Here is a 14,536-nt window from a genome sequence, read left to right on the forward strand (position 1 = left end):
CCTACGCCCACCCCAACGCCTACGCCCACCCCAACGCCTACGCCTACGCCCACCCCAACGCCTACGCCGACCCCGACGCCCTCGCCCGGACCGGTCCCCACGGAGACGCCGGGTCCCGGGTCACTTGACCCTGGCAGGGCCGACCACGGTCATGTCAGGCACCACACGGCCAAGCACCGCAAGCACCGGGCGCGTCACGGCAAGCACTGGAAGATCCTGGAGGGCCGGTACTACGGCTCGATGGTCTTCGGCGAGGACTCCGCCGGGCACAAGCGCCGTTGGCACAGCCACACCGGCACCCACGGAAAACACCGGGGCAAGCATCGGCACGGGCACCGATGAACAGGCGTGTCACGACGCTCGCCCATCGTCGACGGCCCGCACCTGTGCCCGTCCGGCCAGGGGTCAGCTTGTGCCGCGTGGGATCAGCTGCAGTCGCAGCGCCACTTCGCGGGCGGTCCCGGGGTGGTCGAGCCGTTGGATGAGAAGTTCCATCGCGGCATGGCCGGACTCTTCCAAGGGCTGGCGCACGGTGGTCAGATCAAGGGCCTCGGCCAGCTCGCTGTCGTCGAAGCCGACCACCGCCAGGTCGCCGGGTATGGCGAGGCCAAGGTCATGCGCGGCCCTCAGTGTTCCCGCCGCGAGCGTGTCGTTGGCGGCGAAGACAGCGGAAGGGCGGTCTGGCGCCGACAGCAGTTCCTTTGCGGCGGCGCAGGCCGGCGCGAGCCCGTGTCCGGTCAGCCGCACATTGCCGTCGGCGAGAATGTGGCCGGCTTCGGCCAGGGCCGCCCGGTAGCCCGCAAGCCGCTGTTGTGACGGCGAGACGTAGGCGTCGGATCTCTGCGCCTCGCCGAGGAAGCCGAATTCGCGGTGGCCACGGCTGATCAGGTGCTCGGCCACGAGCCGGCCGCCGGTGGTGTCGTCGGTGTGCACGGAGTCGAAGCGGGAATGGCGGACGTCGATCAGCACCGTCGGCAGTCGCAGGTCGGTCAGGCGGCCGGCCACCGCCTCGTCCAGAGAGAGGCTGACGACGATCAACCCGTCCAGCCGTCCGGTGATGGGCAGGCCGGCCAGCAATGGCGAAGAGCTTTGCGCGGCCGACTCCTGGTCGAACAGGACGACTTCCAGGGGCCGGCGGCCGACGGCTCGCAGGATGCCGTTCAGACGTCGGGCGATCGACGGATACGAGGTGAACGGCGCGATGACGCCGATGCGCCCTACGCCGCGCCGTGCCTTGGCGACCGCGTCCTGCTTGGGGACGAAGCCGAGCGCGTCCGCGGCCGCGAGGACCTTGTGCCTGGTCGCCTGGCTGACCCGGGCCGGGGAGTTGAGGGCCAGTGACACGGTGGAGATGCTGACGCCCGCCGCGGTGGCGACGTCGTAGATGGTGGTCCGTGCCGCCATGTACCACCCCTTGTCGAAGCGCGGTCTCGTCGGCAGGAATCGTATCAGGGGTCCAGGATTATCGAAGTGCTTCGATAGAAGCATTTGACAGCTGGTGGACGATCCCGTCTCATGTGGAGGAGACGGATGTGCGGTCGGCGTCCGGGCGGAGGAGGGACACCGGTCCGTGTGATGCCGCATTGCGCGTTTCGGCGAGCAAGAGCACATCAACGGAAAGGAGATGAGCATGAGCCGTTCGTATGTGGTGACGGGAGGGGGCCGTGGCATCGGCAAGGCACTGGTCGAGCACCTCCTCGGTGACGCCGGCACCGTCGTCGCCATCGAGCGCGACCCGGCGGAGCTGGCGTGGATGGACGGCCATCCCGCCCGCGCGCGCCTGATCGGCGTGGCCGGTGACGCGGCCGATGAGACCGTGGCGGATCAAGCCTGCGATCTCGCGCAGGCCGCAGGCGTCCTGGCCGGCTGGGTCAACAACGCCGCCGTGTTCCGGGACGCCTCTGTCCACTCCGCCACGACCGAACACGTGCTGGACCTCATCGCGGCCAACCTCAATGCCGCCGTGGTCGGGTGCGCCACCGCGATCCGCCGCTTCCTCGCCGCGGGCACGCCGGGGGCGATCGTCAACGTCTCCTCACACCAGGCACGCCAGGCGGTCCCCGGCTGCCTGCCGTACGTGACGGCCAAGGCGGCCATCGAGGGCATGACCCGTGCGCTCGCGGTCGAGTACGGGCGGCGCGGCATCCGGGTCAACGCCGTGGCGCCGGGCTCGGTGGACACCGAGCGCTACGCGCGGTTCCTTGGCGCCCAGGCGCCCGCGGACGCTGCCCGCGTCGAACGGGAGATGGCGCTGTCGCACCCGCTGGGCCGGGTGGCGCGGCCCCAGGAGGTCGCGGCTGCGATCGCCTACCTGCTCTCCGAGGATGCCGGCTTCATCACCGGCGCGACCGTGCCCGTCGACGGCGGACGGTCGGTGCTCGCACATGATCCCGAGTCATAGGAGGTCACGTCGATGACAATCCGGCATCGCGGAAGCGGACCGCCCGCCTGCGGCGTACGCGGTCGCCGCCAGGCCCTGGCCGAGGCGTCCGCGCAGCGAAGACCCGCCGTCGTGGATGTCGTCGTCGGCAAGAGCCGGTTCGCTCCGGTGACCTCCTTCGACTTCTGGGTGGTGCGCGACCTGTGACCGTTGAGTCCGCACCCGTCACGACAGAGCCCACCGACTGGTGGCGGCACGCAGTGGTCTATCAGATCTACATCCGCAGCTTCGCCGACGGAAATGGTGACGGTGTCGGCGACATCGCCGGGATTCGGTCGCGGCTGCCCTATCTCGCCGACCTTGGCGTCGACGCGCTCTGGATCACGCCGTGGTACCGCTCCCCGATGGCCGATGGCGGCTACGACGTGGCAGATTTCCGGGCGATCGCCCCAGAGTTCGGCACGCTCACCGAGGCCGAACGTCTGATCGAGGAGATTCACGAGCACGGCCTGCGGCTCATCGTCGACATCGTTCCCAATCACACCTCCGACCGTCACCGGTGGTTCGCCGACGCCCTCACCGCGGGCCCTGGATCGCCCGAGCGCGCGCGATACTGGTTTCGCCCGGGTCGCGGACCTGATGGGGCGCTGCCGCCCAACGACTGGCACTCGGTGTTCGGCGGTCCCGCCTGGACCCGCCTCCCCGACCACGTGGAAAGGCGGGCCGAGTGGTACCTCCACCTGTTCGCACCCGAGCAGCCCGACCTCAACTGGACCAACCCCGAGGTGCGCGCGGAGTTCGAATCGATCCTGCGGTTCTGGTTCGACCGGGGCATCGACGGGTTACGGCTCGATGTCGCACATGGGCTGGCCAAGCACCCCCTGCTACCGGACATCGGCCTCGATCCCGGAGCCGCCGAGTTCGGAGAAGGCGGCGGCCGGCACCTCGGCGACCACCCGCACTGGGACCGTGACGAGGTGCATGAGATATACCGCGACTGGCGCCAGATCGCCGACTCCTACGCCGCGACGCCCCGCGGCGCGCGAATGTTCGTGGCCGAAGCCTGGCGTATCCGGACCGGTGGGCTGGCCCGGTATCTGCGCCCCGGCGAGTTGCACACCGCGTTCAACTTCGACTTCCTGAAGTGCCCCTGGAATGCCGGCGAGCTGCGTACATGTATCGACGACCACCTCGCCGCGCTGACCCGGGTGGGGGCGCCGGCGACGTGGGTGCTGTCCAGTCATGACCTGACCCGCCACGTCACGCGCTACGGCCTGAACGGTGACTGGACGCGGCGGCGGTCGGGCCTCGACGCCGGGGCGGTGGACCTGGCGCTCGGCACGCGCCGGGCGCGGGCGGCGGCGCTGCTGATGCTGGCCCTGCCTGGCAGCGCCTACCTCTACCAGGGCGAGGAACTGGGACTGCCCGAGGTCGACGACCTTCCCTCCGACGTCCTGCAAGACCCGATCTGGGAACGCTCCGGTCACCGGGTCCACGGCCGGGACGGTTGCCGCGTCCCGCTGCCGTGGTCGGGCGCCGCGCCCGCGCTGGGCTTCGGCACCGCCAAGCCCTGGCTGCCGCAGCCACCACAGTGGCGCGAGCTCAGCGTCGAGGCCCAGACAGGAGACCCCGACTCGACGCTCGAGTTGTACCGGACAGCGCTGCGGTTCCGGCGCGCCCACCCTGCTCTGGGTGAGGGACTCTTGCGGTGGCTGGAGGCACCCGCCGGGGTGATCGCGTTCGGCCGCGGCGCTGGATTCACCTGCCTGGTGAACCTGACCGCCCGACCGGTACCGCTGCCCGTCCACGATGAGATACACCTCACCAGCCGACCGCTGGACGACCACCTACTGCCGCCCGACACGGCCGTCTGGCTTCATGCCCGCTGAATCCTGATCCGCCGGTCCGCCCCGGCCCGGGCCGAGGAGCTCACCCACGAGGCGATGCGCGGGCCGTCCGCAGCGGGCGCCCCATCCGTCGGATCGGTGAGCTAAGAGCGGCCGGCCGGGGACCACATCAGGAGGCCGAGGCACATCTCGTCGCTGGTGCCCTCGCCCCACACGACGTACCGGGGCGGCAGGCCCCGCAGGGCGGGGAGCATCGTGCGCAGGCCCGCGTCGTGGGTGCAGGTCACGCGGAAGGTGTCACCGGCCGCGACGGCGACGGGCTTGGGCAGCGGCCGGATCGCCTGTTCGTCGAAGTCGTAGACCGGGATGTCCAGAAGGGTCCGCCCGCCCGGCTTGCCGGGGTTCAGCTCGATCTTGATGGACCTGCCGAGCAGATGCATGTGGCCGGCGACGCCGTAGATGGTGCCCGCCGCCGGGGTCGGCCGGTCGCAGCGCTGGGTCGGACCCGGGGCGGGAGGCACGCCATCGGAGCAGTACTCGGCCAGCATCCCCAGCGTCTCCTCGGCCTGGCGCCCGAAGCGGTGGGACAGGTCGCTGACGGCGGCCTCGCGGTCGCACAACGGGCCTGACTCGCCGGTCGCGCAGGGAAGCTCGATCGGCGCCACGAGTTGCCCGGTCTGCAGCGGGGTGAAGCCGTCCTTGCCGTCGGCGAGCCGCAGCCGCATCCCCGACCGGTCGCTCTGCCCGGGCTTGCCGCCGGTGGCGAGCAGGTTGTAGTGCACCTGCATGATCACCCGGCTTCCGGCCGGCATCGCGTACCCGATCTTCTGCGAGAACAGCGTCTCGTCGGCCCCCGGAGCCCAGTGGCCGACCCAGGCGCCGCCCTCGACGCCGGCGTCGCCGAAGCACGTCCATCCCTCGCCGGGCGTGCGAGCGTCGAGGTCGTGGGCGGCCTGGACGCTGTCCGGGCCGATCTGGAAGATGATCGCGTGGTGCACGATCGCGGTGTTCTGCGGCAGGAACTGGTTGCCGGTCAGGAACGCCGAACGGGTCAGGCCGGGGTCGAGCAGGAAGCAGCGATATTCGTCGGTCCCCCCTGAGGGGGCGGCCGGGGTGTACGACCGGGGAGGCTTCAGGTCGACGAACCGCTCGGATTCGCGCAGCGGCTGGGGCGGCGGCGCTGTGAACGGTCCGGCGTGACCGGCGTGCAAGCCGGCGGTCGGGCCCGTGCTCGCCTGGGGCGGGCCGGAGGACCGCCCTTGCCCGGCGGCCGCGGAGCCGGTCGGGGAGGACGGTCCGCACGCGGCGATGAGAAGTGTTGTGGCGAGTGCGACGGCTGCTCCGGTCAGCACCTTGTTCACGACGGCTCCTGCTCTCCACCGGGATGGTCCCGTGAGATCGCGCACCGGCGCCGGAATCGCCGGTCCTGGAGACTCCAGCCTGCCTGGTGCACCTGTGGTCTCTCCATACGCCGCTCGGCTGAACCCGCTCCTCCGACCGGCGGAGGACATCCCTGAGACCGACCCTGACGCTCAGGCCGGCGTCCGGTGTGCGGCTCGGGCGACGGTGACCGCCGGCCCGCCGGTGAGCCGCCGGCGACGCCGCGCGTCGCCGGTCTCGCTCCTGTGCCGGGCCGCGGAGGTCAACGGTCGCGCGAGGCCATCAGGCCTGATTCGTAGGCGAGGACCACCAGCTGGGCGCGGTCGCGGGCGTGGAGCTTGGTCATGGCCCGGTTGACGTGGGTCTTCGCGGTGAGCGGGCTGATCACCATGTGCTCGGCGATCTCGTCGTTGGACAGGCCCTGCGCGACCAGGACCACGGCCTCACGTTCGCGGTTGGTGAGCCGTTCCAAGCCTGTGCCGGTGCCCGCGTTGAGCGGCCGGCTGACGAACCGGTCGATCAGCCGGCGGGTGATCGAGGGGGCGAGCAGCGCGTCGCCGCGCGCGGCGACGCGAACGGAATGCAGGAAGTCCTCCGGCTGGATGTCCTTGACGAGGAATCCGGCCGCGCCGGCGCGCAGCGCGTTGAAGACGTACTCGTCCAGGCCGTAGTTGGTCAGGACGACGACGTGCACCCCGGCCAGGGCGGGGTCCGCGGCGATGCGCCGGGTCGCCTCGATGCCGTCGAGGACCGGCATCTGGACGTCGATGAGCACGATGTCGGGCAGGTGCAGTCTGGCCAGCTCCAGGCCCTGGCTCCCGTCGGCGGCCTCGGCCACCACCTCGATGTCGTCCTCGATGTCGAGCAGCGCGCGAAATCCGCTGCGGATGAGCGGCTGGTCGTCGACGAGCAGGACACGGATCACGGCGTCCGGTCCACGGGAAGCTCGGCCCGCACGGAGAAGCCGCCCTCGCTGCGCGGCGCCGCCCGCAGGTGTCCGCCGAGGGCGGTGACGCGTTCACGCATCCCGAGCAGCCCGACGCCGGGCACCGCGGCGGTGTCCGGCGTGGCCCTGCCGTCGTCGTCGACCCGAATGACCAGGGCGTCGGGACGGTAGTCGATGCGGACCGAGGCCGTCGCGGCCGCGGCGTGACGGGCGACGTTGGTCAGCGACTCCTGAACGATGCGGAAAGCGGTCCGGTCCACCGCCGCCGGCACGTCGAGTCGCTGTCCCCCGATCGTCAGCTTCGCGTCCAGGCCGGCCGTGCGGGCCCGTTCCACCAGCTCCGGGACGTGGTCGAGCCCGTGCGGGGTGCTCTCGCCGTCGTCGCGCAGCGCCTCCAGCGTCGCTCGCAGTTCCCGGGCCGCCTCACGACCGGCCTGCCTGATCACCAGCAGCGCCTCGGGCACCTGTTCACCCCGCTTGCGGGCCAGGTGGACGGCGACCTCGGCCTGCACCTTGATGACGGAGATCTGGTGGGTGAGCGAATCGTGCAGCTCCCGCGCGATGTGCAGCCGCTCCTCGTCGGCGCGCCGCCGGGCGGTCTCCTCGCGGGTGCGCTCGGCCTCGTCCGCCCGGCGCTCCGCCTGTCGCAGCGCTTCACCCGCCGCTCCCGCCGCGATCAGCCAGGCCAGTTGGAGGACATCTCTGGCCTGCGTGAACGCCTCGCCCACCGGCCAGTCGCGGGGAGAGGCGAGGACCGCGAGCGGAAGAGCGGCCAGCATGATCACCGATCCCGCCACCGTGACGACGCGGTGTCCAGCCCGCATGGTGGCGTACACCGCGAACAGATACGCGACGGCGGGCACGTCGAAGCCGACGGCTTGGTGGCCCAGCGCGCAGACCCCGGTCACGGCCAGCACGGTGACCGGAGCCCGGCGGCGCGCGGCCAGCGCCAGCCCGCCGGCCGCCAGCAACGCGTAGCCCAGCGGGTCGAGCTTCGTCGAAGGGTGTTGCCCGGACAGCCCGGCGATCAGCAGGATCGCTGCCACGCCGACGGCGATCGCCCAGTCGCCGGCGCCGATCCGCCGCCTGCCGCTCATGAGTGCACCGTAGCCGGATGTCCGCGCGGGCGACTCCTGCGCACGGACGATCAGCCGCCTACCGCACCCGCGGTACCTGCGCGGCCCCTGCGGCGCCGGCGGCAGTCCGGCTGCGGCGTGGGCGGCAGCGCGAAGTGCCCGCCTCCGCAGGACGATCGGCGGTGGGTCCAGCGGACATGATCAGGCGAGGTCCAGTCGTCGCTGAAGGAGCGCCTCATGTCCGTCCGTCACCTGCTCGCCGCCGCGGCGGCCGCCTTGCCCGGGGTTTCCGCGTTCGCCGCACCGGCGGCCGCGCACGTCCTGGTCGCGCCGGCCGGCGCTCACGCCTTGACCGCCGGACGTCTGTGGTCCTTGGCGGCCGTGCTGCTGGGGCTGGCCGGCGTGGTCATCGGCGGGGCGGCGCTGGCCCGCTCGGCCGGCCGGATCGGCGCCGGGAGAACGGGCCGGGCCGGCGCGGGCAGCGGGAGGAGGGGCGCCATCGTGGCCCTGGCGGCGGGGGCGGCCGGCGCGGGCGTCGGCGGGCTGGTCGTGGCCGCCGCCGAGGGTGGTCCCGGCACCGGCTACGGGATAGTCGGGGGATTCGTGGCCCTGGTGGTCGGGCTGACCGCCATGGTCCTCGGCGGGCTCGTTCTGGCCCGCTCCCGCCTGACCGCCTGACGTCTGACCGGCCGACGGTCGCGGCCGGCACAGGGCTGCTCAGGACTCCTCTGTGTCCGGGCCCGGTGGGATCGCCGCGCCGGCCGACAGCAGCCGGTCCGCCAGCGCGCGACAGCGCCTCCCGAGCTCCGGAGGGTCGAGCACCTCGAAGTCGTGCCCCAGCAGGAGCACGTGCACGAGCACGAAGTCGAGGCTGCCGGCGCCGCTGAGCACCTCGCAGAGTTCGCTCCCCCGCGGCCGCACGACGGCCGCCGACGCCGGAACCTGCGCGCGCACCGTGTCGGCCGGCGCGTGCACGAGAAAGCGCGCCTGGTGCGGGTAGGCCCGGCTCGCCACCCCCTCCTGGACGTACGCCGCCGCGTCGGGCGCCGCACGCGGGCGAAAGCGCCACGTCCGTGCCGACACCTCGCTCATCCGGTCGGCACGGAAGCTGCGCCAGTCGTCGCGATCGAGGTCGTAGGCCAGCAGGTACCAGCGCCGGTCGGAGACGACCAGGCGGTAGGGCTCGACCCGCCGCCGCCGCACCTCGCCCCCGGACGGGTAGCCGAAGCCGGCCTCGACCTCGTCGCGGCAGGCTCTGGCCAGCGTCATGAGCACCTCGGGGTCGACCGGCGCGCGGCCCGCGCCGAAGGACTCCACCGAGACCGACAGCGCGCGCACCTCGTGCCGCAGCCGGGTGGGCAGCACCCGGTCGAGTTTGGTCAGCGCCCGGAGCGCGGCCTCGCCGGCGACCGCGCCACCCGCGCCGGCGAGCAGCGAGGCCACGACGGCGATCGCCTCCTCGTCGTCGAGAAGCAGCGGCGGCAGGTCCTGCCCCGGGCCGAGCCGGTAGCCGCCGCCGACGCCCTGTCCGGCGTGCACCGGATAGCCGAGCGTGCGCAGCCGCTCGACATCACGCCGCACCGTGCGCGTCGTGACCCCGAGCCGGTCGGCCAGCTCGGGGCCGGTCCAGACCTGGCGCTGCTGCAGCAGCCCGAGCAAGGTGAGCACCCGCTCGGTCGTCCCCCGCTCGTCACCGCTCACCACGTCCATGTCCCCCACACTGCCCGAGATAGCGGACCGATACTGTCCGCCAAGGGTGCCAGAGTGACGCCATGGACGAAGACCACCTCGACTGGAACCGGCCGCTGCGCGAGCAGTGGGAGTTCCACTGGAACCATCAGCTCCGAGCGCGGCTCGAGGGCCTCACCGACGACGAGTACTTCTGGTCGCCGGTGCCGGACGCCTGGAACGTGCGGCCGCGCGGCGGCTCGACGGCGCCCGTGCAGGCCGGCTCCGGGGACTACACGATCGACTACGCCTTCCCCGAACCGGTCCCCGCGCCCTTCACCACGATCGCCTGGCGACTCGGCCACGTCATCGTCGGCGTGCTCGCCACGCGCAACGCCGCGCACTTCGGCGCGCCGGCGGCGTCGTACGAGACCTGGGAGTACGCGGGCGACGCGGCCACCGCGCTCCATCAGCTCCAGACCCAGCTCGACGTCTGGCAGGCCGGAGTGCGCGGCCTCGGCGAGGCGAAGCTCGGCGTCCCGGTCGGCGCGAAGGAGCCCTACCCCGAGGCGCCCATGGCCGATCTGGTGCTGCACATCCACCGCGAACTGATCCACCACCTGGCGGAGGCCTGCCTGCTGCGCGACCTCTACCTGCACACCCACCCCCGCACGAAGGAGGCAGCCCGATGAGCCGCCACATCCAGGTCACCTTCGACGCCCACGACCCGCGGGCGCTGTCGACCTTCTGGCGCGACGCCCTGGGCTACGTCCACCCCGCGCCGCCCGGAGCCGACCTGCCCAAGGACGCCGACCCGCTCGCCGCGTGGGACGACTTCCTCGCGGCGAACGGCGTGCCGAAGGAGCGGCGCAACAGCGCATCGGCCATCGAGGACCCCGAAGGGCACGGCCCCCGGCTGTTCTTCCAGCAGGTGCCGGAGGACAAGGTCGCCAAGAACCGCGTCCACCTCGACGTCCGCGTGGCTCCCCGGCTGCAGGGGCAGGAGCGGATGGCGGCGCTTGAGGCCGAGTGCGACCGGCTGGTCGCGCTGGGGGCCAAGCGGGTGCGCCGCCAGGAGCCCGCCCCTCCGCTGGACGCCGGCCACATCGTGATGACCGACCCCGAGGGCAACGAGTTCTGCCTGGACTGACGACCTCCCGTGCCTCGAGCGCGGGATCGAACCTCTCCTCCCGCATCCGGAACCTAGTGGACCTGACCGGTTTCGCCGGCCGCGCCCGGCGGTTCGGCGCCGGCGGCCGGCGCCGCCCGCGGGGGCGGGCCGGCCCGGGTCCCCCGGGCCGGCCCACAGGTGTCATGCCAGGCTGTCGAGCCAGGCACGGTGGAGGTCGGCGAAGCGACCGGCGCCGGCGATGAGGCGGTCCGGGGGACCGTCCTCGACGACGCGGCCGGCGTCCATGACGAGCACCCGTTCGGCGATCTCGACGGTGGACAGGCGGTGCGCGATGATCAGGGCGGTGCGGCCGGCGAGCACGGTGCGCAGGGCGCGCTGGACGAGGCGTTCGCTGGGGACGTCCAGGCTGGAGGTCGCCTCGTCGAGGATCAGCACGGCCGGGTCGGCGAGGAACACCCTGGCGAACGCCACCAGCTGCCGCTGACCCGCGGACATGCGGCCGCCGCGCTTGCCGACCTGGGTCTGGTACCCCTCGGGCAGCCCCGCGATGAACTCGTGCGCGCCGATCGCGCGGGCCGCCTCCTCGATCTCGGCGAGGGTGGCGTCGGGGCGGCCGAACCTGATGTTGTCCGCCACCGTGCCGGTGAACAGGAAGTTCTCCTGCGTCACCATCACCACGGCCCGCCGCAGCGTGGTCTCCTCCAGATCGCGCAGGTCGACGCCGTCGAGCAGGACGCGGCCGGCCGTCGGATCGTAGAAGCGGGCGATCAGCTTGGCCACGGTCGTCTTGCCCGCCCCGGTCGCGCCGACCACCGCGACGATCTGCCCGGCGGCGATCTCCAGGTCCAGCCGGGGCACGACCGGCACGCCGTCGATGTAGGAGAACTCGGCCCCCTCGAACCGCACCGCGCCGTCGTGGCGCGCCGGCGGCGCCGGATGCTCGGGCTCGGCCACCCCCGGCCGTTCCTCGAGCACGCCCGACAGGTTGGACAGCGCCGCGCCGGCCGACTGCAGGGTGTTGTAGAACTGGGAGATCTCCTGCATCGGCTCGTAGAACTGCCGCAGGTACAGCAGGAACGCGGCGAGCACGCCGACCGTGACCGCGTGGTGCAGCGCCAGCCAGCCGCCGTACAGCAGCACCGCCGCGACCGTGACGTTGCCGATCAGCTTGACGCCCGGCATGAACACCGCGACCAGGTGCATGCTGCGCGCGTTGGCGTCGCGGTAGCCGGTGTTGAGCTCCGCGAAGATCTCCTGGTTGCGCGGCTCCCTGCGGAACGCCTGGACGGCCCGGATCCCGGTCATCGACTCCACGAAGTGGACGATGACCAGCGCCACGGCCTCGCGGCTGCGGCGGTAGACGATGCTGGACTCGCGCCGGAACCACCGGGTGAACAGCAGCAGGATCGGCAGCGGCACCAGGGCGACCGCGCCGAGCGGGAGGTCGAGCACCAGCAGCAGGGCGGCGGTGCCGAACAGGGTGAGCACGGCGGTGACGATGCTGTCGAAACCCGACTGCAGCATCTCGGCGATCGCGTCGATGTCGGAGGTGAGCCGGGCGATGACCCGCCCGGAGGTGTAGCGCTCGTGGAACGCCAGCGACAGCCGCTGGAAGTGGTCGAAGACGCGGCGGCGCAGCTCCAGCAGAACGTCCTGTCCGATGCGCCCCGATATTTGGAGGAACGCTTGGCGGGTGAACGCCTGGATCAGCGTCGCGGCCAGGATCGCCGCGCCGGACGCGAGCAGCGTCCCGGCGCCCTCGTGCCGCAGCATCGGCGGGATGCCGGCGTCGATGCCGACCTTCACCAGGTACGGGATCGCAAGCCCGGCCGCGCTGGAGACCACGATGACCGCGATCAGCACGGCGATGGCCCGCCGGTGCGGGCGCAGCAGGTCGCCGAGCAGCCGCCGGGACCGCGCCCGCAGCAGCACCGACACCTTGTCCGGCAGATCCTCCTGCTTTTCCGTGGCGACTCCGCGCCAGCGTCCCGGCTCGACGGCCGCGCCCGCCCGCGCGCCGCCCTGCGCGCCGGTGGCCGTGCCGCTCATCGCAGCGCCTCCTCGTGGTCGAGGTCGGCGTCCTGCGCGAGCAGTTCCCGGTACTCCGGGACCGTGGCCAGCAGCTCCTGATGCAGGCCGACATGCGTGATGGTGCCGTCGCGCAGCAGCGCGACCTTGTCGGCGAGCAGCACCGTCGACGCGCGGTGCGCCACCACCAGGCCGGTCGCGTCCGCGAGCACCCCGCGCAGCGCCCGCTCGACCAGGGCCTCGGTCTCGGTGTCGAGCGCCGACAGGGTGTCGTCCAGCACCAGGATCCTCGGCCTGCTGAGCACCGCGCGGGCCAGGGCCAGCCGTTGCCGCTGGCCGCCCGACAGCGACATGCCCTGTTCGCCGATGCGGGTGTCGAGCCCCCACGGAAGGTCGTAGGCGAAGCCCGCCTGGGCGATGCCGAGCGCCTCCCGCAGTTCCTCCTCGCTCGCCTCGCCCCGGCCGAGCGTGAGGTTCTCCCGCACGCTCATCGAGAACAGCGTCGGCTCCTCGAAGGCGGTGGCCACCACCGACCGCAGCGCCGGCAGCGTCAGCTCGCGGATGTCGCGCCCGTCGATCGTGACCCGGCCCGCGGTCACGTCGGCCAGCCTCGGCACCAGCGCGGTCAGCGTCGTCTTGCCCGAACCGGTCGCCCCCACGATCGCGACCGTCTCCCCCGGCTGCACCTCCAGCCAGATGTCACGCAGCACCGGCCGCTCACCGCCGGGAAAGCCGAACCCGGCGCCCTCGAAACGCAGGTGCCCGCGCGGCCGCTCGATGACCTCCACGCCGCCGACGATCTGCGGCTCGGTGTCCAGCACCTCCATGACCCGGTCGGCGGAGGTCATCGCCTCCTGCGCCATCGCCAGGATGTAGCCGAGCGAGGCGATCGGCCACACCAGCTGGAGCATCAGCGTGGTGAAGGCCACCAGGGTGCCGAGCGTCAGGGAACCGGCGCCGACGGCCAGCGCGCCGAGCAGCAGCACCATGGCCAGGGTGACGTTCGGGATCACCTCCAGGAAGGTGAAGAAACGCGACGCCAGCCGCACCTTGTCCATCGAGACCCGGCGGACGTTGCGCGCGGCGGCGTCGAACTCGGCGAACACATGCGGCCTGCGCCCGAACGCCTTGATCGTGCGGATCCCTACCGCCGCCTCCTCCACGTAGGTGGCGATGTCGCCCTGCATGTCCTGGACCTCGCGGGAGATGCGGCGGTACTTGCGCTCGAACCGCAGCGACACCGCGAAGATGGGCACCGCGGCCACCACGACGAGCAGGCCGAGAGGCCAGTACATCCGCAGGAGCACCACGGTCACGCTGATCAGCTGAACGATGTTCATGACGAGGAACAGCAGGCCGAACCCCGAGAAACGGCGCAGCGTGGACAGGTCGGTCGTCGCGCGCGACAGCAGCTGGCCCGACTGCCAGTCGCCGTGGAAGCTCATCGGCAGCCGCTGCAGGTGCCGGTAGAGATCGTCGCGAATCGCGGTCTCCAGCCCGAGCACGGCCTTGGTCTGCATCCACCGGCGCACGAAGGTCAAGAACGCCTCGGCGACGCCGAGGGCCAGGGCGAGCAGCCCGAGCGGGAGCAGGGCGTCGCCGCGGCCGTGGCCGACGGGGCCGTCGATGATGTCCTTGCCCACCAGCGGGATCGCGGTGCTGGTGGCGATGCCCGCGATGGTGGCCAGCCAGATGACGGTCAGCCGCGGGACGTAGGGGCGCAGGTACGGCGTGAGCCGCCGCAACGACCGCGATCTCCCGCCACGGCGCTCATCGGGGGATCCAGGGGCGAGGGCGGGGTCTTTACCGTCGGAGGGCATGAGGAAGCGGCATTCCTTAGGAGTCGGCGTGATGGACGGGCGCGAGGGGCGCGCCGGTCGCGGGGGCGCGCGCGACCGGCCACGACCGCAGGCGTCGCCTTCACCTTCCAAGCCCGTAACTCCCCGAGCAACCGATTTTCGGGCGCGCGATATGCCGCCGCCCCGGCAGAGGGTCCCGAACTGGCATACCCACTGCGGGGACGCCGCCCACACGGGCGCGCGAGCCCCGGCGCCGCCGGAGCGTGCGCGCACGAGTCGC

Annotated in this window: 13 protein-coding genes; 6 read left to right on the plus strand and 7 right to left on the minus strand. The window is 72.4% G+C overall.

Features of this window, described 5'->3' with window-relative positions:
• Positions 1-405 precede the first annotated feature (405 nt).
• A complete protein-coding gene (locus tag ACFO60_RS40090; RefSeq protein WP_380852546.1) occupies positions 406-1,404 on the minus strand; it encodes a LacI family DNA-binding transcriptional regulator in 999 nt (332 codons plus the stop codon).
• 226 nt (positions 1,405-1,630) lie between these two features.
• Here ACFO60_RS40090 and ACFO60_RS40095 point away from each other — a divergent pair, with 226 nt between their 5' ends.
• The 3 genes from ACFO60_RS40095 to ACFO60_RS40105 are packed head-to-tail and all read left to right on the plus strand — an operon-like array spanning position 1,631 to position 4,269.
• Positions 1,631-2,401 (plus strand): SDR family NAD(P)-dependent oxidoreductase, encoded by a 771-nt coding sequence (locus tag ACFO60_RS40095; protein WP_380852549.1) that lies wholly within the window; start codon positions 1,631-1,633, stop codon positions 2,399-2,401.
• Between the two features lie 12 nt (positions 2,402-2,413).
• Positions 2,414-2,587, plus strand: a complete 174-nt coding sequence (locus tag ACFO60_RS40100; RefSeq protein WP_380852552.1) for a hypothetical protein — start codon at positions 2,414-2,416, stop codon at positions 2,585-2,587.
• Entirely contained in the window at positions 2,584-4,269 is a 1,686-nt protein-coding gene (locus ACFO60_RS40105; protein WP_380852555.1) for a glycoside hydrolase family 13 protein, read from the plus strand. Before ACFO60_RS40100 ends, ACFO60_RS40105 begins: the two co-directional genes overlap by 4 nt.
• Positions 4,270-4,370: 101 nt before the next feature.
• Here ACFO60_RS40105 and ACFO60_RS40110 read toward each other — a convergent pair whose 3' ends face one another.
• The 3 genes from ACFO60_RS40110 to ACFO60_RS40120 all read right to left on the minus strand — a co-directional run bounded on the left by ACFO60_RS40110 (position 4,371) and on the right by ACFO60_RS40120 (position 7,650).
• Positions 4,371-5,588, minus strand: coding sequence for a monooxygenase (locus tag ACFO60_RS40110; protein WP_380852558.1), 1,218 nt, complete (start codon positions 5,586-5,588; stop codon positions 4,371-4,373).
• A 281-nt stretch (positions 5,589-5,869) separates the two neighbouring features.
• Positions 5,870-6,532 carry a response regulator gene (locus ACFO60_RS40115; protein ID WP_380852561.1) on the minus strand — a complete coding sequence of 221 codons (663 nt, stop codon included), beginning with the start codon at positions 6,530-6,532 and terminating at the stop codon, positions 5,870-5,872.
• Positions 6,529-7,650 carry a sensor histidine kinase gene (locus ACFO60_RS40120; protein ID WP_380852564.1) on the minus strand — a complete coding sequence of 374 codons (1,122 nt, stop codon included), beginning with the start codon at positions 7,648-7,650 and terminating at the stop codon, positions 6,529-6,531. The genes ACFO60_RS40115 and ACFO60_RS40120 overlap by 4 nt, the downstream gene beginning before the upstream one ends.
• A 216-nt stretch (positions 7,651-7,866) precedes the next feature.
• On the opposite strand from ACFO60_RS40120, the gene ACFO60_RS40125 reads away from it, so the two are divergent.
• Positions 7,867-8,307 (plus strand): DUF6223 family protein, encoded by a 441-nt coding sequence (locus ACFO60_RS40125; RefSeq protein ID WP_380852567.1) that lies wholly within the window; start codon positions 7,867-7,869, stop codon positions 8,305-8,307.
• A gap of 39 nt (positions 8,308-8,346) precedes the next feature.
• Here ACFO60_RS40125 and ACFO60_RS40130 read toward each other — a convergent pair whose 3' ends face one another.
• Positions 8,347-9,339 (minus strand): helix-turn-helix transcriptional regulator, encoded by a 993-nt coding sequence (locus tag ACFO60_RS40130; protein ID WP_380852570.1) that lies wholly within the window; start codon positions 9,337-9,339, stop codon positions 8,347-8,349.
• 62 nt (positions 9,340-9,401) lie between these two features.
• On the opposite strand from ACFO60_RS40130, the gene ACFO60_RS40135 reads away from it, so the two are divergent.
• Both ACFO60_RS40135 and ACFO60_RS40140 read left to right on the plus strand, forming a co-directional pair.
• Complete coding sequence (locus ACFO60_RS40135; RefSeq protein ID WP_380852573.1) at positions 9,402-9,989, plus strand: DinB family protein; 588 nt, start codon at positions 9,402-9,404, stop codon at positions 9,987-9,989.
• Positions 9,986-10,447, plus strand: a complete 462-nt coding sequence (locus ACFO60_RS40140) for a VOC family protein (RefSeq protein WP_380852576.1) — start codon at positions 9,986-9,988, stop codon at positions 10,445-10,447. Before ACFO60_RS40135 ends, ACFO60_RS40140 begins: the two co-directional genes overlap by 4 nt.
• A 162-nt stretch (positions 10,448-10,609) precedes the next feature.
• Here the strand turns inward: ACFO60_RS40140 and ACFO60_RS40145 are convergent, their stop codons facing one another.
• Positions 10,610-12,478, minus strand: a complete 1,869-nt coding sequence (locus ACFO60_RS40145) for an ABC transporter ATP-binding protein (RefSeq protein WP_380852579.1) — start codon at positions 12,476-12,478, stop codon at positions 10,610-10,612.
• Positions 12,475-14,277 carry an ABC transporter ATP-binding protein gene (locus tag ACFO60_RS40150; protein WP_380852583.1) on the minus strand — a complete coding sequence of 601 codons (1,803 nt, stop codon included), beginning with the start codon at positions 14,275-14,277 and terminating at the stop codon, positions 12,475-12,477. The genes ACFO60_RS40145 and ACFO60_RS40150 overlap by 4 nt, the downstream gene beginning before the upstream one ends.
• Between the last annotated feature and the right edge of the window lie 259 nt (positions 14,278-14,536).

It is taken from the genome of Sphaerisporangium dianthi (genome assembly GCF_042654065.1).
GTDB classification, from domain to species: Bacteria; Actinomycetota; Actinomycetes; order Streptosporangiales; family Streptosporangiaceae; genus Sphaerisporangium; species Sphaerisporangium dianthi.

Coding starts and splice junctions, on each gene's coding strand:
- ACFO60_RS40150 (WP_380852583.1), bottom strand. CDS start 14,277: ATGCCCTCCGACGGTAAAGACCCCGCCCTCGCCCCTGGATCCCCCGAT.
- ACFO60_RS40135 (WP_380852573.1), top strand. CDS start 9,402: ATGGACGAAGACCACCTCGACTGGAACCGGCCGCTGCGCGAGCAGTGG.
- ACFO60_RS40145 (WP_380852579.1), bottom strand. CDS start 12,478: ATGAGCGGCACGGCCACCGGCGCGCAGGGCGGCGCGCGGGCGGGCGCG.
- ACFO60_RS40095 (WP_380852549.1), top strand. CDS start 1,631: ATGAGCCGTTCGTATGTGGTGACGGGAGGGGGCCGTGGCATCGGCAAG.
- ACFO60_RS40090 (WP_380852546.1), bottom strand. CDS start 1,404: ATGGCGGCACGGACCACCATCTACGACGTCGCCACCGCGGCGGGCGTC.
- ACFO60_RS40120 (WP_380852564.1), bottom strand. CDS start 7,650: ATGAGCGGCAGGCGGCGGATCGGCGCCGGCGACTGGGCGATCGCCGTC.
- ACFO60_RS40125 (WP_380852567.1), top strand. CDS start 7,867: ATGTCCGTCCGTCACCTGCTCGCCGCCGCGGCGGCCGCCTTGCCCGGG.
- ACFO60_RS40130 (WP_380852570.1), bottom strand. CDS start 9,339: ATGGACGTGGTGAGCGGTGACGAGCGGGGGACGACCGAGCGGGTGCTC.
- ACFO60_RS40100 (WP_380852552.1), top strand. CDS start 2,414: ATGACAATCCGGCATCGCGGAAGCGGACCGCCCGCCTGCGGCGTACGC.
- ACFO60_RS40140 (WP_380852576.1), top strand. CDS start 9,986: ATGAGCCGCCACATCCAGGTCACCTTCGACGCCCACGACCCGCGGGCG.